The organism is Serratia sp. JUb9 (genome assembly GCF_014298095.1).
Classification (GTDB): domain Bacteria; phylum Pseudomonadota; class Gammaproteobacteria; order Enterobacterales; family Enterobacteriaceae; genus Serratia_B; species Serratia_B rhizosphaerae.
This window is the reverse complement of the sequence record NZ_CP060416.1, coordinates 1273480-1298377: the sequence shown is the minus strand read 5'-3', so window position 1 is coordinate 1298377 and position 24898 is coordinate 1273480. Positions and strand designations below refer to the sequence as shown.

The 24898-nt window shown below is 59.5% G+C and carries 20 protein-coding genes; 3 read left to right on the top strand and 17 right to left on the bottom strand.

Annotated features, from left to right (window positions below; translation table 11 throughout):
• Window position 1: 1 nt before the first annotated feature.
• The 7 genes from hscA to trmJ all read right to left on the bottom strand — a co-directional run bounded on the left by hscA (window position 2) and on the right by trmJ (window position 5991).
• Window positions 2–1852 (bottom strand): Fe-S protein assembly chaperone HscA, encoded by a 1851-nt coding sequence (gene hscA / locus HF675_RS06150; RefSeq protein ID WP_160030273.1) that lies wholly within the window; start codon window positions 1850–1852, stop codon window positions 2–4.
• Between the two features lie 24 nt (window positions 1853–1876).
• The gene (hscB, locus tag HF675_RS06145; protein WP_105232193.1) at window positions 1877–2395 is read right to left on the bottom strand and encodes a co-chaperone HscB; all 519 of its coding nucleotides are present in this window, start codon (window positions 2393–2395) and stop codon (window positions 1877–1879) included.
• Window positions 2396–2496: 101 nt separating this feature from the next.
• The gene (iscA, locus tag HF675_RS06140) at window positions 2497–2820 is read right to left on the bottom strand and encodes an iron-sulfur cluster assembly protein IscA (protein ID WP_105232194.1); all 324 of its coding nucleotides are present in this window, start codon (window positions 2818–2820) and stop codon (window positions 2497–2499) included.
• Window positions 2821–2949: 129 nt separating this feature from the next.
• Window positions 2950–3336, bottom strand: a complete 387-nt coding sequence (iscU, locus tag HF675_RS06135; protein ID WP_105232195.1) for a Fe-S cluster assembly scaffold IscU — start codon at window positions 3334–3336, stop codon at window positions 2950–2952.
• Between the two features lie 24 nt (window positions 3337–3360).
• Window positions 3361–4575 carry a cysteine desulfurase gene (iscS, locus tag HF675_RS06130; protein ID WP_105232196.1) on the bottom strand — a complete coding sequence of 405 codons (1215 nt, stop codon included), beginning with the start codon at window positions 4573–4575 and terminating at the stop codon, window positions 3361–3363.
• A 59-nt stretch (window positions 4576–4634) separates the two neighbouring features.
• Window positions 4635–5129, bottom strand: coding sequence for a Fe-S cluster assembly transcriptional regulator IscR (gene iscR / locus HF675_RS06125; protein WP_105232197.1), 495 nt, complete (start codon window positions 5127–5129; stop codon window positions 4635–4637).
• A 136-nt stretch (window positions 5130–5265) separates the two neighbouring features.
• A complete protein-coding gene (gene trmJ / locus HF675_RS06120; protein WP_105232198.1) occupies window positions 5266–5991 on the bottom strand; it encodes a tRNA (cytosine(32)/uridine(32)-2'-O)-methyltransferase TrmJ in 726 nt (241 codons plus the stop codon).
• 171 nt (window positions 5992–6162) lie between these two features.
• Between trmJ and suhB the strand changes: the two genes are divergently transcribed.
• On the top strand, window positions 6163–6966 hold the full coding sequence (gene suhB, locus HF675_RS06115; RefSeq protein ID WP_105232199.1) for an inositol-1-monophosphatase: 804 nt from the start codon (window positions 6163–6165) through the stop codon (window positions 6964–6966).
• A gap of 61 nt (window positions 6967–7027) precedes the next feature.
• On the opposite strand, the gene HF675_RS06110 is transcribed toward suhB, so the two are convergent.
• Together HF675_RS06110 and HF675_RS06105 are read right to left on the bottom strand one after the other, a co-directional pair.
• The gene (locus HF675_RS06110; protein WP_187044251.1) at window positions 7028–8050 is read right to left on the bottom strand and encodes a nickel/cobalt transporter; all 1023 of its coding nucleotides are present in this window, start codon (window positions 8048–8050) and stop codon (window positions 7028–7030) included.
• Window positions 8041–8676 carry a DUF1007 family protein gene (locus HF675_RS06105; protein ID WP_187044250.1) on the bottom strand — a complete coding sequence of 212 codons (636 nt, stop codon included), beginning with the start codon at window positions 8674–8676 and terminating at the stop codon, window positions 8041–8043. The genes HF675_RS06110 and HF675_RS06105 overlap by 10 nt, the downstream gene beginning before the upstream one ends.
• 176 nt (window positions 8677–8852) lie before the next feature.
• On the opposite strand from HF675_RS06105, the gene csiE reads away from it, so the two are divergent.
• The gene (gene csiE, locus HF675_RS06100) at window positions 8853–10118 is read left to right on the top strand and encodes a stationary phase inducible protein CsiE (RefSeq protein ID WP_105232202.1); all 1266 of its coding nucleotides are present in this window, start codon (window positions 8853–8855) and stop codon (window positions 10116–10118) included.
• Here the strand turns inward: csiE and HF675_RS06095 are convergent.
• Window positions 10115–11260 (bottom strand): 3-phenylpropionate MFS transporter, encoded by a 1146-nt coding sequence (locus tag HF675_RS06095; RefSeq protein WP_187044249.1) that lies wholly within the window; start codon window positions 11258–11260, stop codon window positions 10115–10117. The genes csiE and HF675_RS06095 overlap by 4 nt on opposite strands.
• Window positions 11261–11421: 161 nt before the next feature.
• Window positions 11422–12675 carry a serine hydroxymethyltransferase gene (gene glyA, locus HF675_RS06090; protein ID WP_105232204.1) on the bottom strand — a complete coding sequence of 418 codons (1254 nt, stop codon included), beginning with the start codon at window positions 12673–12675 and terminating at the stop codon, window positions 11422–11424.
• A gap of 421 nt (window positions 12676–13096) precedes the next feature.
• Between glyA and hmpA the strand changes: the two genes are divergently transcribed.
• The gene (gene hmpA, locus HF675_RS06085) at window positions 13097–14287 is read left to right on the top strand and encodes an NO-inducible flavohemoprotein (RefSeq protein WP_187044248.1); all 1191 of its coding nucleotides are present in this window, start codon (window positions 13097–13099) and stop codon (window positions 14285–14287) included.
• A 40-nt stretch (window positions 14288–14327) separates the two neighbouring features.
• On the opposite strand, the gene glnB is transcribed toward hmpA, so the two are convergent.
• The 6 genes from glnB to purL form a co-directional block, all read right to left on the bottom strand.
• Complete coding sequence (gene glnB / locus HF675_RS06080) at window positions 14328–14666, bottom strand: nitrogen regulatory protein P-II (protein WP_004847623.1); 339 nt, start codon at window positions 14664–14666, stop codon at window positions 14328–14330.
• Window positions 14667–14679: 13 nt separating this feature from the next.
• A complete protein-coding gene (locus HF675_RS06075; protein WP_160030266.1) occupies window positions 14680–16302 on the bottom strand; it encodes an NAD+ synthase in 1623 nt (540 codons plus the stop codon).
• A gap of 106 nt (window positions 16303–16408) precedes the next feature.
• A complete protein-coding gene (gene glrR / locus HF675_RS06070; protein WP_105232206.1) occupies window positions 16409–17746 on the bottom strand; it encodes a two-component system response regulator GlrR in 1338 nt (445 codons plus the stop codon).
• Window positions 17743–18606, bottom strand: coding sequence for a two-component system QseEF-associated lipoprotein QseG (gene qseG, locus HF675_RS06065; protein WP_105232207.1), 864 nt, complete (start codon window positions 18604–18606; stop codon window positions 17743–17745). The genes glrR and qseG overlap by 4 nt, the downstream gene beginning before the upstream one ends.
• 3 nt (window positions 18607–18609) lie before the next feature.
• Window positions 18610–20046 carry a HAMP domain-containing sensor histidine kinase gene (locus HF675_RS06060; RefSeq protein ID WP_105232208.1) on the bottom strand — a complete coding sequence of 479 codons (1437 nt, stop codon included), beginning with the start codon at window positions 20044–20046 and terminating at the stop codon, window positions 18610–18612.
• Between the two features lie 824 nt (window positions 20047–20870).
• On the bottom strand, window positions 20871–24761 hold the full coding sequence (gene purL, locus HF675_RS06055) for a phosphoribosylformylglycinamidine synthase (RefSeq protein WP_187044247.1): 3891 nt from the start codon (window positions 24759–24761) through the stop codon (window positions 20871–20873).
• Window positions 24762–24898 lie beyond the last annotated feature (137 nt).

Below are 24898 nucleotides of genomic sequence, written 5' to 3'. Positions count from 1 at the left end.
GTTAAACCTCATCCACAGAATGGCCAGCCAGCGCCCGTCGGATGGAAGCATCCATACGGCGCGCGGCAAAATCTTGCGTAGTCGCATCTAATGTTTTTATTGCGGCTTCAATGGCCGCCGGCCGATCGCCCTGTACCGCCTGTTGCAAGGCGGCCATGGCAGCGTCGATCGCCTGGCGCTCTTCTTCACTCAGCAACGCCGCATCGCTCGCCAGCGCGCCCTGCAGGCTTTCCAGCACGCGCGCGGCTTCCACCCGCTGCTCTGCCAGCATGCGCGCACCGACATCGCTCTGCGCATGGGCCATCGAATCTTTGATCATCCCGGCGATCTCGTCATCCGACAGACCGTAGGACGGCTTCACCTGAATCGACGCCTCAACGCCGGTGGATTTCTCCATTGCGGTCACGCTCAGCAGGCCGTCCGCATCCACCTGGAAGGTGACGCGGATATGCGCCCCGCCCGCCGGCAGCGGCGGCAGGCCGCGCAGCGTAAAGCGGGCCAGCGAACGGCAGTCCTGCACCAGTTCGCGCTCACCCTGCAGCACGTGAATCATCATCGCGCTCTGGCCGTCTTTAAAGGTGGTGAACTCCTGCGCGCGCGCCACCGGAATGGTGGTGTTGCGCGGAATCACCTTCTCCACCAGACCGCCCATGGTTTCCAACCCCAGCGACAGCGGGATCACGTCCAGCAGCAGCATTTCGCTGTCGGGCTTGTTGCCCACCAGGATGTCAGCCTGCACGGCGGCGCCGATGGCGACTACTTTATCCGGGTCGATCGACGTCAGCGGCGTGCGGCCAAAGAAGGCGCCGACCTGCTCACGCACCAGCGGCACGCGGGTCGAACCGCCCACCATCACCACTTCCAGCACCTCTTCCGCGCTGACGCCGGCGTCTTTCAGCGCGCGGCGGCAGGCCATCAGCGTGCGTTTGACCAGCGTGGCAATCAGGCTGTTGAACTGTTCACGCGTGACTTCACCCTGCCAGCCGGCAACGTCCACCGTCACGGACTCGGCGTCGCTCAGCGCGATTTTGGCCTGGATGGCGGCGTCCAGCAGCTGACGCTGCAGGCCGTGATCGCTGCGGTCGGCCACACCGGCCTGCTCGCGCAGCCAGTCGGCCAGCAGGTGGTCGAAGTCATCGCCGCCCAGTGCAGAGTCACCGCCGGTGGCCAGCACTTCGAAGACGCCGCGGCTGAGGCGCAAAATAGAGATATCAAAGGTACCGCCGCCCAGGTCGTACACGGCAATGGTGCCTTCCTGCCCGGAATCCAGCCCGTAGGCGATGGCCGCGGCGGTCGGTTCGTTCAGCAGACGCAGCACGTGCAGGCCCGCCAGACGCGCGGCGTCTTTGGTGCCCTGACGCTGCGCGTCATCAAAATAAGCGGGAACGGTGATCACCACGCCGTCCAGTTCACCCTCCAGCGCCTGCTGCGCCCGGGCAGACAGAGTCTTGAGGATATCGGCGGACACGCTAACCGGGTTAAGCAGCCCGGCGGAGGTGGCAATCATCGGCAGGCCGTTGTCGCTGGCCTGGAATTGGTAAGGCAGGTTCGGATAGCGTTGCTGTACGTCAGCCAGGGAGCGGCCCATCATGCGTTTGACCGAGCTGATGGTGTTGGCCGGATCCTGCGCCGCCTGCGCACGCGCGGCGGCGCCGACCTGCACGGCCTGCTCGCCATAGTGCACCACCGACGGCAGCAGGTGACGCCCTTCGGCATCGGGCAGCGTTTCAGCCTGCCCGCTGCGCACCGTGGCGACCAGCGAGTTGGTGGTGCCCAGATCGATGCCGGCCGCCAGACGGCGCTGATGTGGCGCGGCGCTTAACCCGGGCTCACTGATTTGTAATAAGGCCATGTTGAGCTTCCAGAATTAAAAAAATCACTCAAAACCCAGCAGTTTTTCTTCGAGTTGTTCAACCTGTTGCTGGAGTTTGTCCAAAAAGCGCAGTTTGCGCACGGTATCGGCGGCGTCGGTCCACTGTTCGCTGTCCAACTGCTGCACCATCTGGGCGCTGCGCTGTCTGACGGCGGCGGCGAGGCGTTCGCCAAAGGCGGCCAGCGCGGCGTCATCCGCTTTGCGTTCAATGCCGTCAAGCTCTTCACGCAGCTCCAGCTGTTCCATCAGGAACGCCGTATCGCGCAGGGTATGTTGTTCATTACCCAGATCAAAACCGTGCAACGATAGCATATACTCGGCGCGTTTTAACGGGTGCTTCAGGGTCTGGTAGGCTTCGTTAATGGTCGCCGCCTGCTGTAGCGCCATCAGGCGTTCGCGTTCCGGCTGGCTGGCAAAACGGTCGGGATGGAATTGACGTTGCAAATCCTGAAAGCGGGATGCAAGCAGGCTGCCGTCCACGGGATAGCGAACTGGCAGCCCGAATAAAGTAAAGTAATCCATAGCGTGCTCTGGGCGTTATCGTGAGGGTTTCGGGTCCCCCCGCGCCGTGCGGGGGCATCTCATCCCTCCGCAAAGCCTCTGCGGAGGAACACGACGGGCTATCAGACGTTGAAACTTTCGCCGCAGCCGCACTCGCTTGAGACATTCGGGTTGTTGAACTTGAAGCCTTCGTTCAGGCCTTCCTTAACGAAATCAAGTTCGGTGCCGTCAAGGTAGACCAGGCTTTTGCCGTCAATGATCACCTTAACGCCTTTGTCTTCGAAGATCATGTCGTCGTCATTGACTTCGTCAACAAATTCCAACACGTACGCCATCCCGGAACAGCCGGAGGTGCGAACCCCAAGACGCAGGCCGAGACCTTTACCGCGGTTATTCAGGAACGCCTGAACGCGTTGCGCAGCGCTGTCGCTCATAGTAATCGACATAACAACCTCACACTCAATATCCCCTGCATCTTGCAAACCGGCGTCGGGGAGCGAACCGGCCCCGGGACAACAGACATCGTCCCAATAAACGCGGGCGCAGCATGCAACATGCTACGCCCTACACTGAACTTACTTGGCGTCGTGCTTGCTTTTATAATCAGCAATCGCCGCTTTGATCGCGTCTTCCGCCAGGATAGAGCAGTGGATTTTTACCGGCGGCAGTTCCAGCTCTTCAGCAATTTGGGTGTTTTTAATCGCTTCCGCCTGATCCAGCGACTTGCCCTTCATCCATTCGGTCACCAGCGAACTGGAAGCGATGGCGGAGCCGCAGCCGTAGGTTTTGAAACGCGCATCTTCGATGATACCGGCGTCGTTCACCTTGATCTGCAGCTTCATCACGTCGCCGCAGGCCGGTGCGCCGACCATGCCGCTGCCGATGCTCGGGTCTTCATTGTCGAAGGAACCCACGTTACGCGGGTTTTCGTAGTGATCGATTACTTTTTCGCTGTAAGCCATGACCTTGCTCCTGAATCCTGAGAATTAATGATGTGCCCATTCGATGCTGTTGATATCCACGCCCTGCTTGAACATTTCCCACAGCGGAGAAAGGTCGCGCAGACGGCCGATAGACTTGCGAACCAGCTCGATGGTGTAGTCGATCTCTTCTTCGGTGGTGAAACGCCCCAGCGAGAAACGGATCGAACTGTGCGCCAATTCATCGCTCATTCCCAGCGCACGCAGCACGTAGGATGGCTCCAGGCTGGCGGAGGTACAGGCTGAGCCAGAAGATACGGCCAGGTCTTTCAGCGCCATAATCAGCGATTCGCCTTCAACATAGTTGAAGCTGACGTTCAGGATGTTCGGCGCGCCCTGCTCCAGGTCGCCGTTCAGGTATACTTCTTCCATATCCTTCACGCCGTTCCACAGACGGTCGCGCAGCGTGCGCAGGCGCGCCATCTCGCTGTCCATCTCTTCTTTGGCGATGCGGTACGCTTCGCCCATGCCGACGATCTGGTGCACAGGCAGGGTGCCGGAACGCATGCCGCGCTCGTGGCCGCCGCCGTGGATCTGCGCTTCGATACGGATGCGCGGCTTACGGCGTACGTACAGCGCGCCGATGCCTTTCGGCCCGTAGATTTTGTGACCGGAGAAGGACATCAGGTCCACTTTCAGCTGGCTCAGATCGATAGGCAGTTTGCCCACGCTCTGGGTCGCGTCCACGTGGTAGATGATGCCGCGCGCGCGGCACATTTCGCCGATGGTGGCGATATCCTGCACCACGCCGATTTCGTTGTTCACGTGCATGATGGACACCAGAATGGTGTCATCGCGCATCGCCGCCTCAAGCTCTTTGAGGTCGATGATGCCGTTGCTCTGCGGCGCCAGGTAGGTGACTTCAAACCCTTCGCGCTCCAGCTGACGGCAGGTGTCCAGCACGGCTTTGTGTTCGGTTTTGCTGGTGATGATGTGCTTGCCTTTTTTCTGATAGAAATTGGCAGCGCCTTTAATCGCCAGGTTGTCGGATTCGGTCGCCCCGGAAGTAAACACGATTTCACGCGGATCGGCGCCCACCAGTTCAGCAATCTGATTGCGGGCGATATCCACCGCTTCCTCAGCCTGCCAACCGAAACGGTGGGAACGGGAAGCCGGGTTACCGAAGGTGCCGTCCAGGGTCAAAAACTGCATCATTTTTTCAGCAACGCGCGGATCAACCGGCGTCGTTGCTGAATAATCCAGATAAATCGGTAATTTCATTGCTCTTGTGCTCCGTACATCACTTCCAAAAACAAAATGCTCAAGTATTCGTCAGCTGCTTATGCGCGCAGATTAACGTTGATCGTCTCTTCCTGGCGGCCGTTGGCGGAACGACGCGTGTCATTATTCTGACGGTCGGCAACATCCAGTACTTCCTGATTATTGACCAATTCAGCCAGCGTAATGCTGTTCAGGAAACCGCTGATACGCTCGCTCAGGTCACGCCACAGGGTGTGCGTCAGGCAGCGATCGCCGCCCTGGCAGCCTTCTTTCCCCTGACAGCGGGTCGCGTCGACCGATTCATCAACGGCGGTAATCACCGCGCCGACGGCAATCTCGCCGGCGTCTTTGCCCAGCAGATAACCGCCACCCGGGCCGCGCACGCTGGCTACCAAACCGTTCTTACGCAGACGGGAAAATAATTGCTCCAGATAAGAGAGCGAAATTCCTTGCCGCTCTGAAATATCAGCCAATGGTACGGGCCCTTCCTGGGAGTGCAATGCCACGTCAAGCATAGCGGTTACGGCATAACGGCCTTTGGATGTCAGTCTCATAGTCAATGGTTACCTGTTGGTCAAACATGGCGGAAAGTCTGACATTCCCGAGTAATTCAGTCAACTATTTAACCGAGTAATTCACTCAGGTATTAGCACGTTTTGTAATAAAGCATAACGAATACTTATTTTTCAATTATTTGCCTAGCTTATCTATCGACGTCAGCATGCCGCGCAGAATATTCAGCTCCTGCGCTTCCGGGCGCGCGCGGGTAAACAGACGACGCAGGCGGCTCATCACCTGTCCCGGATGCGTCGGGCGAATAAACCCGCTGCGCTGCAGCGTCTGTTCCAGATGCTGATAGAAACGCTCAAGGTCATCCACCAGCGGGTAAGCTTCTTCTTCCTGCTGCGCCGGCGCTTCCGCCTGCTGGCGGTCGAGGTAGGCAACGCGCACCTCATAGGCCAGGATCTGCACCGCCATCGCCAGGTTCAGCGAGCTGTAATCCGGGTTGGCCGGGATCGCCACGTGGTAATGGCACTTTTGCAGTTCATCGTTGGTCAGGCCGACACGTTCACGGCCAAACACCAGCGCTACCGGCGCCTGCTCGCCCTCTTTCACCGCCTGCACGCCGCATTCGCGCGGTTCAAGCATCGGCCAGGGCAAGGTGCGGGAGCGTGCGCTGGTGCCTACTACCAGACCACAGCCGGCGATCGCTTCGTCAAAGGTGTCAACAATGGTGGCGTTGCCGATAACATCGCTGGCGCCGGCGGCCAGCGCGATGGCCTGAGAATCTGGTTTTACCAGCGGATTGACCAGATAAAGGTTGGTTAAACCCATGGTTTTCATGGCCCGGGCCGTTGAGCCCATATTGCCGGTATGAGAGGTTTCAACCAGAACAATGCGGATATTGTGCAGCATACAAACTCTGAGCGTGTCGGAAATCGCAGTATCCTATCACAGGAGACGACTTAATGGCATGCGCGTTACGCCCGTCTGCAATTTAACCGGTGAAGAGGTTAGGCATTTCACAGAACACCTGCTATACTCCGCGCCGTTTCCTGTTCTTTAACATCCTAGTGGAAGATACCCATGCATCCGATGCTGACTATCGCCGTGCGCGCTGCGCGTAAGGCCGGTAACCTGATTGCCAAAAACTACGAAACTCCGGACGCTGTTGAAGCGAGCCAAAAAGGGAGTAACGATTTCGTCACTAACGTCGATCGCGATGCAGAGCATCTGATCATCGACGTCATCCGCAAGTCTTACCCGCAACACACTATCATCAGTGAAGAACGCGGCGAGCTGATTGGCGAAGATCGCGATGTACAATGGGTGATCGATCCACTGGATGGCACCGCCAACTTTATTAAACGCTTCCCACACTTCTCCGTTTCTATCGCCGTGCGCATCAAAGGCCGCACCGAAGTGGCGGTGGTTTACGATCCAATGCGCAACGAACTGTTCACCGCAACCCGCGGCCAGGGCGCACAGCTCAACGGTTACCGTCTGCGCGGCACCAGCGCCAAAGACCTCGACGGCACCATTCTGGCCACCGGTTTCCCGTTCAAGGCGAAACAGCACGCGCCGGCTTACATCAATCTGATCGGTAAACTGTTCACCCAGTGCGCCGACTTCCGCCGTACCGGTTCCGCCGCGCTGGATCTGGCCTATGTTGCCGCCGGCCGCGTTGACGGTTTCTTCGAGATCGGCCTCAAGCCGTGGGATTTCGCCGCAGGCGAGCTGCTGGTGCGTGAAGCCGGCGGCGTGGTCACCGACTTCGTCGGCGGTCATAACTCCTTCAGCTCCGGCAATGTGGTCGCCGGCAACCCACGCGTCGTCAAAGCGCTGCTGGGCACCATGCGTGAAGAACTGAGCGAAGCGCTGAAGCGTTAATCAGACCCGCCAGCAAACAAAGGCGAGGCTTAGGCCTCGCCTTTGTCGTATCTATTCCGCCTTAACGCGAGAAAGGCCGCACCCCGCCGCTGAACTCCGGCTGCGCGCTGGCGTAAAGCAATACCCCGGCAAACAGCAACAACAACCCGCCCAGCAATGCCAGCGATCCCCACGCCACCGCCTGCCAGTTTGCCGACGCGCGCGACACGCTGATGCGTTCCGCCAGCCGGCGACCGTAATGTACAAACAGCGCCAGCAGCGAAATGGTCAGCGATGTGCCCAGCGCCATCGCCAGCGCCGACGCCACGCCCCAGGCAAACACGCCCAGCACCTTGGAAAACAGCAGCACCAGAATCGCGCCGGAACAGGGTCGGATGCCCATCGCCAGAACAATCGCCGCCCGCGTGCGCCAGTCGCTGCCGGCCTGCAGTTCGCTGTCGCTGGGGAAATGACGGTGTCCGCAGCCGCAATGCGCGCTGTGCACGTGATCGTCAGCCAGCGGCTGCAGACGCTGGATACGCAACGCCGGTGCCGGTTTCAGCGCCTTCAGCGCGGCGGCCAGACGGCGCAGCGCCCGCCAGCTCAGCAGTGCGCCCAACAGCACCACCAGCAGGTAACTGCCCTGCTCCAGCCAGAAGCTGCTTTGGTGCAGTTGACGCGATGACAGCTGCAGCACACCCAGCAGCAGCGCCACCAACGCCACCGCCACCAACCCCTGCAGCAAAGAAGCGGCAAAGGTCAGTTTCAGGCTGCTTTTCAGCCGCGTCGGATGCGTCGCCAGATAGGTCGAAATCACCACTTTACCGTGGCCCGGCCCCAGCGCGTGCAATACACCGTAGCTCAGGCTGAACAGCATCAGCGTGATTCCGGCGCGCTGCGGATCGGCTTTCACCTGCTGCAACAGCGCCGCCAGCTGCTGGTTCAGCGTTTTCTGCCACGCCACGCTCTGCAGCATAATTTGCGGCCAATAGTGCCACACCAGCTGCGCACCGGCCGCCAGCGCCAGCAGCAGCAACAGTAATGGCCACAGGCTGGCGGCCCAATGACGGCGACGAAGCGGCGAGCTGCCGAGGTTTAGTGACATTGTAAAGTAATCCGTTGGGCGAATTGTTGGCCAAGCTGCAGGTCCTCTCCCGGCGAATCGTTTTTATCCAGCGACAACGCATACGCCTGCAGCGAGGCGTCCGGTGTGGGCGTGAACAGCTCGAAGCGACACTGCTGCGCCATCTCGGCCGGCAGATGGATCGCCGATGAAGCCTGATAGCTCATATCGACAAAGTAGGTGGGATCATAGGTGGAGATACTAAAAGGTTTCCCCACCAGCGGCTGCGGATGCGCCAGCGGCAGGACAAACTCCAGCACCGCCTTGTGCCCCTGACGGGAAAGCCGGTATTCCGGCGGCAAATTGGTATATTTCACCGGTTTGCCGTCGCGGTAGATATCGGTAAAGTAGTGCTGCCCCAACACGTTGGCCATCACCTGCGCCGCCAGTTTTTTCCAGGTTTCCGAGTCGCTTTTGGCATTCTGCGCATCGTACAACAGGTCCGCCGACGTCATTTCGTCCATCACCCACACCATTCTCAAACCAACCAGTTGCTGTTCCTGCACCACAAAGGTGGTGTTCATATCGATGAAACTGTGCGGATGCGCCGCTGCATCCACGCTATACCACGCCGCCAATCCGACCAGCAAACCTCTTAGCTTCATCATATCAACCTTTACTTTTGTTATAACATAACACAATGTATTGATAAACCGGCATCACACCACGCCAGAATTGTGACGAAAGTTATAAGCCGAAGCAAAACCCGGTGCCAGAACCGCGCCGGCTCAATACCGTTTGCTATGCTTAAACATAATTTCAATGTTACCTGCTGGATACACCCATGAGCCTGGACACTTCCCCCGTGCCTGAGCTCTCCAGTCAACAGCGGCGCTGCCGCCTGCTGTTGCTGCTGTTTACTCCGCCGCCTACGGTAAAACTGGAGACTATCAGCCACATCAACGGCGTCGACCTCCCCACCACCCGGCAAGATATCGCCGAGGTGAGCAGTGAAATCCGGCGATTCCATCACCTGGAGATCGCGGGAACCCCCGAAGAGGGCTACCAACTGACCGGGAGCACGCTGAATCAACGCCTCTGTCTGATCCATTGGCTACGACGGGCGCTGCGCTGCTGCCCGCAGTTTGTTGAAGACACCTTCAGCCCGCAACTGCACCGGGCGTTGACCCTCGACAGCGCCCAGGCGGCCCGCTTGCAGCAGGCGTTGGAAAACTGTGCCGCCACGCTGAAACAGCCGCTTGAGGAGCGCATCCGCCTGTTCCTGCCGCCCTATCTTTGCTACTGCCTGTGGGAAATCCGCCAACAGCGCCACCCGTCGTTCACCGACGCCCAGCGCGCCTGGCTGCATCAGAAGCCGGAGCAACAGGCCGCCGCCAGGCTTTATCCGCTGCTGCTGGCGCTGTCCCGTCGCCCCCCTCAGGCCGATGAACAAGACTTTCTGGTGCTGATGTTCACCCTGTTAAAAAACCACAGCTATGAGAGCGATCACTCTGACGAAGATTTACGCCTGATGGCGGCGATCGAACGGATGGTTGAACATTTCCAGCAGCTTTCCGGCATGAGTTTCAGCAGCAGAGCGGACCTGATTACCCATCTGTTCGCCCATCTGGCGCCGGCGGTAGAGCGCTGCCACTTTGATATCGGTATTGATAATATGCTGCTAGAAGAAGTGGTGCGTAAATACCCGCGGCTGATGCGCACCACGCAGCAGGCGCTGGAGCCGTTTGAGCAGGAATATGGTATTCGTTTTTCGCGCGAGGAGGCCGGCCTGGTGGCGATAAGCTTCGGCGCCTGGCTGATGCAGGGCAACGCCCTGCAGGAAAAACAGGTACTGCTGCTGACGCTGGATAACCCGCAGCTGGAGGAAGAGCTGGAGTATCAGCTGCGTGAACTGACGCTGCTGCCACTCAATATCAAATATCAGCCGCTGCGCGACTTTCTGCGTTCCGGCGCGCCGCATGACGTCACGCTGGTGATCACCCCTTACGCCGCACCGCCGCAGGCGACGCAGCCGCCTTTGATCTACACCGAACTGCCGCTGGCGCGCGGGCAACGCAAGACCCTGCGCGCCCTGCTGGAAACTCCTTAACGCGCGACGCTGACCGCCGGCGGCCGGATAAACAGCGCCGGCAGCACAAGCGCCGCCATCACCCAGAATACGCCGCCCTGCCAGTGTTCAAACAGGAAGCCGGCGATCACCGTCATCACCGCGATGCCGCCGCCCAGCGCCAGGCCGGAATAAACCGCCTGCAGACGAATAACGTCCGGCCCGCTGCGTGCGCTGATAAAGCGCATCGCCGCCAGGTGGCAGACGGTAAAGGTGCCGCAGTGCAGTATCTGCACCAGCAACAGCCAGCCCAAATCGGTGGTGGCCCCCATCAGTCCCCAACGCGCCACGCCGCAGCAGGCCGACAGCAGCAGCAGATTGCGTGCGTTCCAGCGCCGGAACAGGATGCTGCTGCTGGCGAAAATAATCACCTCGGCCACTACGCCCAACGACCAGAAATAGCCGATGGCAGCGGCCGAGTAGCCGGCCTCCTGCCAGTAAATCGAGGCAAAGCTGTAATAACCGGCATGCGCGCCCTGCAGCAGCGTCACGCACAGCAGAAAACGCCAGACCGGCCCTTCCGTCAGCAGTTCACGCCACGAGCGTTGCGGCTGGTTCTGTACGCGCGTCTCTCCCTGCGGCATCACCGTCGGCTTCAGCAGCATGCCGAGCAACATCGCCAGCAGGCTGGCAAGCAGACAGTATAAGATGGCGTGATGTCCCCAGGCCGCTACCAGCTGGCCGGTCAGCGCGGAGCCAATCACAAACGCCAGCGATCCCCACAGCCGCACCCGGCCGTAGTCCAGCGTAATTTGCTTTTGCCAGGTGCCAGCCAGCGCGTCGGTCAGCGGCACCAGCGGTGAAAAGAACAGGTTAAAACCGGCGATGACCAGCATCAGCCAGCCCCAGGCGTTGCCAAAACAGAAGCCGACGGCGAAAGCCAGCGTCAACAGCGCCAGAATGCGCAGCGCCGTCACCAGATTGGCGGGATCTTTCACCCGAGGGGCAATCAGCAGGCTGCCGAGAAAGCGCGCCACCAGTCCGGCGCCCAGTAGAATACCGATGACATCAGGCTCCAGCCCTTCGCCCTTGAGCCAAACGCTCCAGAACGGGAGATAAATACCGTAAGAAAAGAAGTAGGTGAAATAGCTGAGCGCCAGCCAACGTGTTGATTGCAGAACCATGTTCCCTCCGGTGTGTGGGCGATACTTTGACAGAGCTCACACCGGCCCGCAATAACGCTTACGACCTATAGGATGATAGTGCCAAACACCTCACACTTTGCCCGGTAACAGACGCAAAAAAACCCGCCGCAGCGGGTTTTTTCAGGGTGCGGAAACGCGGATTACGCGTAAACCGGCAGACGGGCGCAGATATCCAGCACTTTCTGTTTAGTGCGTTCGATAACGGCTTCGTCATGGATGTTGTCCAGCACGTCGCAGATCCAGCCGGCCAGTTCGCGCACTTCCGCTTCCTTGAAGCCGCGACGGGTAACAGCCGGGGTGCCGATACGGATGCCGGAGGTGACAAACGGGCTCTTCGGATCGTTCGGCACGCTATTTTTGTTGACGGTGATGTTGGCGCGGCCCAATGCGGCGTCAGCTTCTTTACCGGTCAGGTTTTTATCGACCAGATCCAGCAGGAACAGGTGGTTATGCGTACCGCCGGAAACCACGTTGTAGCCGCGCTCCAGCACCACTTCCACCATCGCTTTGGCGTTTTTCGCTACCTGCTGCTGATAGGTTTTGAACTCTGGCTCCATCGCTTCTTTCAGCGCCACCGCTTTACCGGCGATCACGTGCATCAGCGGGCCGCCCTGCCCGCCTGGGAACACGGCGGAGTTCAGTTTCTTATACAGATCTTCGTCGCCGCCCTTCGCCAGGATCAGGCCGCCGCGCGGACCCGCCAGCGTTTTGTGGGTGGTGGTGGTTACGATGTGCGCATGAGGCACCGGGTTCGGGTAGACGCCTGCGGCAATCAGACCAGCGACGTGCGCCATGTCGACGAACAGGTAAGCGCCGATGCTGTCGGCGATTTCACGCATTTTGGCCCAGTCGACTACGCCGGAGTATGCGGAGAAGCCGCCGATGATCATTTTCGGCTTGTGAGCCTGCGCCTGCTTGGCCAGGTCGTCATAGTCGATTTGGCCTTGTTCGTCGATGCCGTAAGGCACCACGTTGTACAGTTTGCCGGACAGGTTAACCGGAGAGCCGTGAGTCAGGTGGCCGCCGTGCGCCAGGTTCATCCCCAGGATGGTGTCGCCCGGCTGCAGCAGCGCGGTGTACACCGCGAAGTTGGCCTGGGAGCCGGAGTGCGGCTGTACGTTGGCGTAATCGGCGCCGAACAGCGCCTTCGCGCGGTCAATCGCCAGTTGCTCGACGATATCCACATATTCGCAGCCGCCGTAATAACGCTTGCCCGGATAGCCTTCTGCGTATTTGTTGGTCAACTGAGAACCCTGAGCCTGCATCACGCGCGGGCTGGTGTAGTTTTCAGAGGCAATCAGTTCGATGTGCTCTTCCTGACGAACGACTTCCTGTTCCATTGCGCGCCACAGTTCGGCATCGTAATCTGCAATGTTCATTTCACGCTTTAACATCCGGCATCTCCTGACTCAATCAGCTAACTTAAAATCACCCGTTTTGGGTTGTGGGCCACAGTGTAAACTGTTTTCCCCCATTGAGGATAGGCCTTGACAGAGGTTTTTACGCAAACGATTGGCTTGAGGCTGCGCAAGGCTTTAATCCATTTAAGCTTCCCGTATTTCAACGGATATTTTCTCATCGGCCCGATGCGTTTTTTTCATGTTCTGTGAGGCGGATCGTCAGTTAACAAATACGCAACAAAAAAGCGGGTATTTACAACCTGTTAAGAAGCTTATAAGATGCATTTAAAATGCAACATTAAAACTTCACCATAAGGCTGCCCCACAATCCATCAAAAAACATGGGAAACCGTGGGGATAAACTGATGACCCGCCTGATACCTGAAGCAGGCCGGACATATACAGGAGTATGACCATGCTGGATCAACAAACCATCGCCACCGTCCAATCAACCATTCCTCTGCTGGCGGCGACCGGCCCCAAACTGACTGCCCATTTCTACGACCGCATGTTTACCCACAATCCAGAGCTGAAAGATATTTTCAACATGAGCAACCAGCGTAACGGCGACCAGCGGCAGGCGCTGTTCGACGCCATCTGCGCCTACGCCGGTAATCTGGAAAACCTGGCGGCGCTGTTGCCGGCAGTGGAACGCATCGCGCAAAAACATACCAGCTTCAATATCCAGCCGGAGCAGTATCAGATCGTCGGCACCCACCTACTGGCGACGCTGGACGAAATGTTCAGCCCGGGCCAGGAAGTGCTGGATGCCTGGGGCAAAGCCTACGGCGTACTGGCCGACGTGTTTATCCAGCGCGAGGGGCAGATTTATCAGGAAAGCGCCACCGGCGACGGCGGCTGGCGCGATCGCCGCGCGTTCCGCATTGTGAAGAAACAGCCGCAGAGCGACATTATCAGCAGCTTTATTCTGGCGCCGGTGGACGGCGGTAAGGTGGTTGACTTTAAACCGGGGCAGTATCTGGCGGTATATATCAAGGACGATGGCCTGGAACATCAGGAAATCCGCCAATATTCCCTGACCGCCGCCCCTAACGGCGAATACTACCGCATTGCGGTCAAACGCGAGGATCGCGGGCTGGTATCCAACTATCTGCATCAGAAAGCACAGGAAGGCGATGTCATCGATATCGCGCCGCCGCACGGCGACTTCTTCCTCGACGTGGCGCCGACCACGCCGGTGGCGCTGATCTCCGCCGGCGTTGGTCAGACGCCGATGCTGGGCATGCTCAATACGCTGCACGCCAAACGGCATCAGGCCGAGGTGCACTGGCTGCACGCGGCGGAAAACGGCCAGGTGCATGCTTTTGCCGATGAAGTGGCGGCTATCGCCGCAGAAATGCCGAACCTCAGCCGTCACGTCTGGTACCGCGAACCGGGCAAGGATGATGTGGCTGGACGTGACTATCAGTCACAGGGTCTGATGGATCTTGGCGCGCTGCGCGCGACGCTGGTGAATCCGCAGATGCACTACTACTTCTGCGGCCCGGTCGGCTTTATGCAGTTTGTCGCCAAACAGCTGCTGGAGATGGGCGTCGACGCCGAACGCATGCATTACGAATGCTTCGGCCCGCATAAGGTGCTGTAAGGTTCGCCGCCGGGCAGGGCTACCCTGCCCGGCGCATCGCTTAAATCGCCTCTTCGTCCTGCTCGCCGGTGCGGATACGCACCACGCGCGCCACGTCGAAAACGAAGATCTTGCCGTCGCCAATCTTGCCGGTCTGCGCGGTCTGCATAATGGTTTCCACGCAGGTGTCGACGATATCATCGGCCACCACAATCTCAATCTTCACCTTCGGCAGAAAGTCGACCATATACTCCGCGCCGCGGTACAGTTCGGTATGCCCTTTCTGGCGGCCAAAACCTTTGACCTCGGTGACCGTCATCCCGGTGATGCCGACTTCCGCCAGCGCTTCACGCACGTCATCCAGTTTGAACGGCTTGATAATCGCGTCAATCTTCTTCATTTGTATTCCTTAATTACCAATTTTTGCGGCCAAAGCCGGATGTGATCGGATAGCGGCGGTCCTTGCCGAAGTTACGGGCGGTAATACGCGGCCCGACGGCGGCCTGACGCCGTTTATACTCATTAATATCCACCAGACGGATCACCTTGCGCACCACCGCCTCGTCAAAGCCGGCCGCCACCAGATCGGCCACCGACTTGTCGTGTTCGACATAGCCTTCCAGAATAGCATCCAGAATGTCATACGGCGGCAGGCTGTCCTGGTCGACCTGATCCGGCGCCAGCTCCGCCGACGGCGGACGGTCAATCACCCGCTGCGGGATGACGTAGGAGACGGTGTTACGGTACTCCGACAGTTTGAACACCAGCGTTTTCGGCACGTCCTTCAGCACGTCGAAACCACCGGCCATATCGCCGTACAGCGTCGCGTAACCCACCGCCATCTCGCTCTTGTTGCCGGTGGTGAGCACGATGCTGCGGCGCTTGTTGGACAGCGCCATCAGCACCACGCCGCGGCAGCGCGCCTGCAGGTTCTCTTCGGTGGTGTCTCGCTCGGTGCCGGCAAACATCGGCGCCAGCTGCCCCATAAAGGCGTCGAACATCGGCTCGATGGAGACCACGTCAAATTCCACCCCCAGAATCTCCGCCTCTTCTTTTGCATCGGCGATGCTGATATCGGCGGTATAGCGGAACGGCATCATCAGCGCCTGCACTTTTTCTTTGCCGAGCGCATCGACGGCGATCGCCAGCGTCAGCGCCGAGTCGATACCGCCGGACAGGCCAAGCACCGCGCCCTGGAAGCCATTCTTATTCACATAGTCGCGCACCGCCAGCACCAGCGCCTCGTAAATCTGCGCCAGCTGCGGCAGCTCGGCGGCCGGCGCGGTCATCGGCTCAACCTCCAGCTCGTTGAAGCGCAGCAGCGTGACCTGTTCGGCAAAGGCCGCCAGGCGGTGCGTCATATTGCCGGCGGCGTCGAACACCTTCGAGCAGCCGTCGAAAATCAGCTCGTCCTGGCCGCCGATTTGGTTCAGGTACACCAGCGGCAGATCGGTGCGGCGACAGTGGCCGGCCATCAGCGTCTTGCGGATATACGGCTTCTCGCGGTTATACGGCGACGCGTTGATCGACAGCACGATCTCGGCGCCGGCCGCTTTCAGCGTATCGATCGGCTGCGGGAACCACAGATCCTCACAAATCAGCAGCCCCAGACGGTAGCCTTTCAGCTCGACGACGCAGCTGGCATCCCCTTCATGGAAGTAGCGTTTTTCATCAAACACGCCGTAGTTGGGCAGTTGCTGCTTGAAGTAGCGCGCCTGCAGTTTACCTTCGGCAAACAGCGACAGGGCATTATACAGTTTGCCCTCTTCACGCCACGGGTGGCCAACCAGAATCGCCACCTCGCCGGACGCCTGCTGCAGGCGGCCCAGCTGCACGTCGCAGCGCTGGTAAAAATCATCGCGGTACAGGAGGTCTTCCGGCGGATAGCCGGACAGCGCCAGTTCGGTGAACATGACCAGATCGGCTCCCGCCTTCTGCTGCTCCTGCACGATTTGCAACATGCGTTCGCTGTTGCCTTCAATGTCGCCCACCAGCAAATTCAGCTGGGCCAACGCAATGGAAAGTGATCTGCTCATAACTTTATGCTCTGCCATGCATCACAAACATGGAGTGTATACCCTTCACCGCGCCGTTTACGCATCGGCTGGGGGATATCCACACCCGCTTAGTGGGTTGAAAATATCATTCTTTAAAGTCGTTGGCGTCCAGTTCGTGGCGCGACAGCAACTTATAAAATTCGGTACGGTTACGGCCCGCCATACGCGCCGCCTGTGTCACATTGCCCTTGGTAATCTGCAGCAGTTTGCGCAGGTAATGCAGCTCAAACTGGTTGCGCGCCTCGGCAAAGGTCGGCAGCGCGGTGTTTTCGCCCTCCAGCGCCTGCTCAACCAGCGCCTCGCCGATCACCGGCGCCGAGGTCAGCGCCACGCACTGTTCGATCACGTTCACCAGCTGACGCACGTTGCCCGGCCAGCTGGCGGTCATCAGACGCTTCATCGCATCGGTGGAGAAACTGCGCACAAACGGTTTATGCCGTTTGGCCGATTCACGCAGCAGGTGATTGGCCAGCAACGGAATATCCTCGGCGCGCTCGTTCAGCGCCGGGATCTTCAGGTTCACCACGTTCAGGCGGTAGTACAAATCCTCACGGAATTCGTTTTTCGCCATCGCCTTCGGCAGGTCACGGTGGGTCGCCGAGATAATGCGCACGTCGATATCCAGATCGCGGTTGCTGCCCAGCGGACGCACCTTGCGCTCCTGCAGCACGCGCAGCAGTTTAACCTGCAGCGACAGCGGCATATCGCCGATTTCATCGAGGAACAGCGTGCCGCCCGCCGCCGCCTGGAACAACCCCTCGCGGTTGCTGACCGCGCCGGTAAAGGCGCCTTTGGCATGGCCGAACAGCTCAGACTCCAGCAGCTGTTCCGGCAGCGCGCCGCAGTTAATGGCGATAAAGGCTTTCTTGGCGCGCGGGCTGGCGCGGTGGATCGCCTGCGCCAGCACCTCTTTACCGGTGCCGCTTTGGCCGTTAATCAGTACGCTGACGTCCGACTGCGCCACCATGTTCGCCTGCTCCAGCAGACGCAGCATCGCCGGGCTGCGGGTGACGATATCCTCACGCCAGCTGTCATCGCCCGCCGGCGCCGACAGCGACAGCGCTTCGTCAATCGCCTTGTATAACGCATCGCGATCGACCGGTTTGGTCAGGAAGCTGAATACCCCCTGCTGGGTCGCCGCCACGGCGTCCGGAATGGAGCCGTGCGCGGTCAGAATAATCACCGGCATGCCGGGCTGACGCTTTTGGATTTCCGCAAACAGCGCCATGCCGTCCATCTCATCCATGCGCAGATCGCTGATCACCAGATCGATCTGCTCGCGCGCCAGCAGGCGCAGCGCTTCCTGTCCGCTTTCGGCGGTCGTAACGTGAAAACCTTCGCTGGTCAGGCGCATGCCCAGCAGCTTCAGCAGGCTGGGATCGTCATCAACCAGAAGTAAATTGGCCGCTTTACGTGCTGTCATTGCGCGTCGGACTCCTTGTTGGCCTCAGGTGGCGCGTAAGTATCTTCAGGCTCGACGGGAATGGCGGTGCCTTTTTCCGGTATGCTTTCCGGCTCAGCCGTCTTGCGCACCGAGGCGCCGTTACCGGCCTTGCCCTGCGGCGCGTTATTGTCCGGCAGCTCGCCCTGCAGCTGTTTGCGCGAGGAGAGACGCCGCTCAATGTCCGTCAGGTTCTCCAGTTTACGCGAGGTTTCCTGCAGCTGATTTTGCAACCGCGCCTGACTTTGGCGCAGAGCATCGACCTGGTTGTCGCTGTTTTCCTGCAGACGCTGGTAACGCAGTCGCTCTTCGGCCAACGCTACCTGCTGCTGCTGCTGCTGACGCCACAGCTGCAGCAATGGACGCAGAGAGCTGGGGAAATCCAGGCGATAGCCGTTAAGCCGATCGAGCATCTGACGCCGCTCCGCCTGGGTTGGCTCGGCGCTGCCGAGCAGAATGCTTTGCTTGAAAACGCCGTCCCAGCTGGCGGCCGGCAGCGCTCTCGCCTGCGCGCGCGCCTGCGTGGATCCGATACGTTCGGCACAGTCCATGGCGCGCAGCCAGTACAGGGAATTCTCCAGCGCTTCTTTACCGTCCAACTGCCACAGGGTGTCGCAAGGCGCGATGTGGTAATCCACCACTTTGGCGTCAGGAATCGCCTCTTGGGGCTGCTGTCCCAAACCGCCGCTGACGGCGCGATCGGCGCAGCCTGCCAGCAACAGCGGGACAAAAAACAGCGTCCCCAATAAAGAGAGCGGACGTTTGCCGAGCAAAGCACGTTGCTGCGCGCGCGTTGAAGGTTCGGTCTTCGGTAGACGAGCGCGTTTAGACCATGTGTACATTATTTATTCGTTCTCGGCGGTTAGTGGCAATTCAATACGGAAACAGACATCGGCATCGTCGACGTCAACCAACTGCAGCTCCCCGCGCATGCGGCGGATGCAGTCATGAGCGATACTCAGCCCCAGTCCGCTTCCTTTTACCGCCCCTTTTCGCTGGTGACTACCCTGGAAAAAAGGCTCGAAAATCATGGCTCGTTCGGCTTCGGGGATTGGCGTGCCGGTGTTGGCGACGTCAATCTGCACCCGCTGCCCTGCCTGACGGCTGCGAATCCAAATGTTACCGGATTCCTTGCCATAGTGCACCGCATTGGAATAGAGATTATCCAGCACGCGCATTAATAGCGTAGGCTCTGCCCAACAGTTTTTCGCTTCCAGCGCGATATCGGTGCGAATCAGCTTGGCCCTTGCCGGCAGGCTGTGCGCGGCCACCACCTGCTCAACCATCTCCGTCAGCGCGACCGCCTCATGCTCCGACGGGCCGTCGGCCAGCTTACGGTTATAGTCCAGCAGTTGCTCAATCAGCTGCTGCAGATGGCGGCTGCTCTGGTCGAGAATCGTCACCACCTCTTTCTGGTCGGCGGTCAGCGGACCGGCCACCTCATCCGCCAGCAGCTCGGTGCCTTCGCGCATGCTGGCAAGCGGCGTTTTCAGCTCATGGGAAATATGGCGCAGGAACTCGTGACGCTGAGATTCCAGCCAGGCCAGCCGTTCGCTCAGCCAGATAATGCGCTGCGCCAAAGAGCGCAGCTCGCGCGGCCCTTTAAACGTCGCGGCGGAACCGAGCGCCCGCCCCTCGCCCAGCCGGTTAATCATCCGTTCGATCGCCTTGACCGGCCCGATAATCATCCGGGTAAACAGCACCACCAGCAGCACGCTGACCAAAAACAGCAGCAGCGCCTGCCAGCCGAAGTACTGGCCCCGCTCGGCAATTGCCTGCTGCAGCTGCTGGCCGCGGGAAAATACCACCGCCCGCGTCGCCTGCACCATTTCCGCATTGGAATTGGAGAAGGATTCAAGCAGGGTTGAGGCGTCTTTATCCGGACCGCTGCTCTGGCACTGGATGGTCGCCAGCTGCGTTAGCAGCTGACGCAATGTTTGATAATAGCGTTCATCGGGCAGGATTGGGGCATGCGCGTCGAGCATTTGCGAATATTGCTTACGCTGGTTCTGATACAGCCGCGCCAGCGTGGGATCGACCAGCACGCAATATTGCCGGTAGCTGCGTTCCATCTCCAGCGCCACGCTGGTCATCGCCTCACTGCGGCGCGCGTCCACCAGCGTCGTCCGGTTGATATTAGCCGCCTGCGCGCTGAGATGATCGAGGCTCTGGTAGGCCTGATAGGCCAGCACCAGCAACGGCAGCAGCACCAACAGAAACGCCATCAGCACCAGTTGGCGCAGCGAGCGGGGGAATAAACGCCATCTTTTCAACGAAATCATCTCATTGTCCCTTGTCTGCCCTGATGCTAACCGAGTCTTCAGCAAGAGAAAAGCCTGAACGGCGGGATCGGACAGTGAAGTTTCACCGGGTATGGCATCCAGGACGGCAATAGCACAGGAAAAAGGGAAAATCGCAGCGGGAACAAGGAAATTGACGTTGGGGCATCGCGCCCCAGCGCAAGGAAGATGTGGATGCCCGTTGGCCTCGTCCCCTGGGTGATGTAGCAAAATGCTGGCATCGAACAGGACGAATAGCATCCTAATGTATCCGGGATTGATGAAAAAGCTCATCACAGTTGGATACAGGCGGTGCCTCACTCCACGTGTCGCCCGATGCTTGATAAAGTCGCGTAAGCGGCAATTATCGGTTTAGTTGGACGATAGGCACCATTTCTTTGGCATCATTCGGAGGCTTATGAGGCAAGATGTCCGTCACAAGACGGCGCCGTCATAAAAAGTTGAATGAGCAACTGCAGTCATTAATGCACACAGCGTGCCAACTTTAAGATGCACAGCATAATGTATTGATTTTATTTGATTAAAATTTAATTATCTATTTTCAGTCCGCTTATGGTCATGCTGCCGGCGCTGCTTTCTTCGCCATGCCGTCGCCAAAACCCGACACCTTAAGTGAATTTTATTATCACTCTTATAAATCAATACGTTAAATGTCACCTTTTGACGACACCCTAAATAACCCTTGTCGCAAAATACCGACATTTTATATAAAAACTTTTAAATACAATGCATTAAAAAAGGGAACGTCACCGTTCCCTTATTATCTCGCTGGCCGAGCCGAAGATGGCCCGGCCTCAAACCGCGATTTAGCCTAACTGCCGGCGGGCGTTGCGGAACATCCGCATCCACGGGCTGTCTTCGCCCCACTCTTCCGGATGCCAAGAGTTGCTAACGGTGCGGAATACGCGCTCAGGGTGCGGCATCATCACCGTCGCGCGCCCGCTGGCGCTGGTCACCGCAGTGATACCGTTTGGTGAGCCGTTCGGGTTGGCCGGATAGTTCTCCGTCACCTGACCGGCGTTGTCCACAAAGCGCAACGCCACCAGGTTATGGCTCTCCAGCGCCGCCAGATGGGCCGCGTCACGCACCTCTACGTGACCTTCGCCGTGTGAAACCGCGATCGGCATCCGCGAGCCGGCCATATCCTGCATAAACAGCGACGGGCTGGCCGCCACTTCCACCAGGCTAAAGCGCGCTTCAAAACGGTCCGACAGGTTGCGTACAAAACGCGGCCAGTGCTCGGCGCCCGGGATCAGGTCGCGCAGGTTGGACAACATCTGGCAGCCGTTACATACGCCCAGCGCCAGCGTCTGCGGACGATGGAAGAACGAGGTGAATTCATCACGCACCCGCTCGTTAAACAGAATGGACTTCGCCCAGCCTTCTCCGGCGCCCAGCACGTCGCCGTACGAGAAGCCGCCACAGGCCACCAGCGTGTGGAAGTCCTGCAGGTCGCGGCGCCCGGACAGCAGGTCGCTCATATGCACGTCCACCGCGTCAAAACCGGCGCGGTGGAACGCTGCCGCCATCTCCACGTGCGAGTTGACGCCCTGCTCACGCAGCACCGCCACCTTCGGACGCGCGCCGCTGGCGATATAAGGCGCAGCGATGTCGTCATCCGGCGCAAAGGTCAGCTTGACGTTCAGCCCCGGATCGCTGTCATTCTGCTTGGCCTGGTGTTCCTGATCGGCACAGCTCGGATTATCGCGCAGGCGCTGCATCTGCCAGGTGGTTTCCGCCCACCAGGTGCGCAGGGTGCTGCGGCTTTCGCTGTATACCGGCTGCTCGCCACTCTTGATCACAAAGCGATCGTCCTGCTGCACGCGGCCGATGCGGTGCACATTGTCCACCAGACCGTGTTGGGCAAACGCCTGCAGTACCGCCTCGACCCGATCGGCGCTGACCTGAATCACCGCACCCAGTTCTTCGTTGAACAGCGTCGCCAGCGTATCCGCGCCCAGCGTCTGAATATCCGCCTCCACGCCGCAATGGCCAGCAAAGGCCATTTCCGCCAGCGTCACCAGCAGGCCGCCGTCGGAACGGTCGTGGTAAGCCAGCAGCGCACGATCGGCCACCAGCTGCTGCATGGCGTTAAAGAAGCCGGCCAACTGTTCGACATTACGCACATCCGCCGGCTTGTCGCCCAGTTGCCGATACACCTGCGCCAGCGCGGTAGCGCCCAGCGCATTATGGCCGTTGCCGAGGTCGATCAGCAGCAGTTCAGTGTCACCCTTGTCGGTGCGCAGCTGCGGCGTCACGGTGTGGCGCACGTCTTCCACGCGGGCAAAGGCGGTGATCACCAGCGACAGCGGTGACGTCATTTCGCGCTGTTCGTCACCTTCCTGCCAGCGGGTTTTCATCGACATCGAGTCTTTACCCACCGGGATGGTGATGCCCAGCGCCGGACACAGCTCTTCGCCCACCGCTTTTACCGCTTCATACAGGCCGGCATCTTCGCCCGGGTGGCCCGCAGCGGCCATCCAGTTAGCGGACAGCTTCACGCGTTTGAGCGAACCGATTTCCGTCGCCGCCATATTGGTCAGCGCTTCACCGACCGCCAGACGACCGGAAGCGGCAAAGTCCAGCAACGCCACCGGCGCGCGTTCGCCGATCGACATTGCTTCACCGTAGTAGCTGTCGAGGCTGGCGGTGGTCACCGCGCAGTCGGCCACCGGAATCTGCCACGGCCCCACCATCTGGTCGCGCGCCACCATACCGGTAACGGTACGGTCGCCGATGGTGATCAGGAACGTTTTTTCCGCCACGGTCGGCAGGTGCAGCACGCGCTTCACCGCGTCCGCCAGCGTAATCGCTTCGCGCGCCATCGGCTCGCCCTGCGCCTGCAGCCGGGTGACGTCGCGCGTCATTTTCGGCGTTTTGCCCAGCAGGACGTCCAGCGGCATATCGATTGGCTGGTTGTCGAAATGTGTATCGTTAAGCGTCAGATGCTGCTCTTCGGTCGCCTCGCCGATCACCGCGTACGGCGCGCGCTCGCGGCGGCAGATTTCGTCAAACTGCGCCAGCTGTTCCGGCGCCACCGCCAGCACGTAACGCTCCTGCGATTCGTTACACCACACTTCCAGCGGGCTCATGCCCGGCTCATCGTTCAGGATGTCGCGCAGTTCGAAACGCCCGCCGCGGCCGCCGTCGCTGACCAGCTCCGGCATGGCGTTGGACAGGCCGCCCGCGCCGACGTCGTGAATAAACAGAATCGGGTTTTCCGCACCGAGCTGCCAGCAGCGGTCGATCACTTCCTGACAGCGACGCTCCATTTCCGGGTTATCGCGCTGTACCGAGGCAAAATCCAGGTCAGCGTCAGACTGGCCGGAGGCCATGGAAGACGCCGCGCCGCCGCCCAGGCCGATATTCATCGCCGGGCCGCCCAGCACCACCAGCTTGGCGCCGATGGTGATTTCACCTTTTTGTACGTGGTCAGCGCGGATGTTGCCGATGCCGCCGGCCAGCATAATCGGCTTGTGATAGCCGCGCAGTTCGACGCCGTTGTGGCTGTTGACCTGCTCTTCATAAGTACGGAAGTAGCCCAGCAGCGCCGGACGGCCGAATTCGTTGTTAAACGCCGCGCCGCCCAGCGGGCCTTCGGTCATGATGTCCAACGCGGTAACAATGCGCTCCGGCTTGCCGAAGTCCTGCTCCCACGGCTGTTCAAAGCCAGGGATACGCAGGTTGGACACCGAGAAACCGACCAGGCCGGCCTTCGGCTTCGCCCCGCGCCCGGTGGCACCTTCATCGCGGATCTCGCCGCCGGAGCCGGTCGCGGCGCCCGGCCATGGCGAAATAGCGGTCGGGTGGTTGTGGGTTTCCACCTTCATCAGGATATGCGCATCTTCCTGATGGTAATCATACTGGTCGCTGCCCGGCGCGGCGAAAAAGCGGCCGACCTGAGAGCCTTCCATCACCGCGGCGTTGTCTTTATAGGCCGACAGCACGTGATCCGGCGTCTGCTCAAAGGTATTTTTGATCATTTTGAACAGCGACTTCGGTTGCTGTTCGCCGTCAATCACCCAGTCAGCGTTGAAAATTTTATGACGACAGTGCTCAGAGTTGGCCTGCGCGAACATATACAGTTCGATATCCGTCGGGTTGCGCCCCAAACCGGTAAAGGCATTCAGCAGGTAGTCAATTTCATCCTGCGCCAGCGCCAGGCCAAGCTTGAGGTTGGCCTGCTCCAGCGCGCCGCGCCCTTCGCCCAGCACGTCCACCGTCTGGTAAGGGGACGGCTGATGATGAGCAAACAGCTGTTGTGCCTGTTGCAGATCGTCAAATACCGTTTCCATCATGCGGTCATGCAGCAGCGCGGCCAGCCGCCGCCACTGCGCATCGTCCAGCGCCGGCGCGCTGATATAAAACGCCAGGCCGCGCTCCAGACGCACCACCTGCGTTAAACCGCAGTTATGGGCGATATCGGTCGCTTTGGAAGACCAGGGGGAAATCGTGCCCGGACGCGGCGTCACCAGCAGCAGGCGGCCTGCAGGGGCATGTTCGGCGAGAGAGGGACCATACTTAAGCAAGCGCTGAAGTTTGGCGTGTTCTTCGGCACTTAGCGGTGCGCTAACATCGGCAAAGTGGACGTACTCGGCATAGATATCACTGACCGGAAGTTGTGCGTCCTGGCAGCGGGACAGCAGTTTGGTAATACGAAAAGCCGACAAAGCGGGCGAACCACGCAGTATTTCCATAATCAAAGTTCTCTCGTCTTCGAAGCAGCTGATTTCAGCGCTTCATTGGGCGCAACAGGGGAAAACGCGCGCCATTATAGAGAATCCGCGCCGCAGACGAAACCGTTTGCGTGGTGATTATTGATAATTCCTAATTC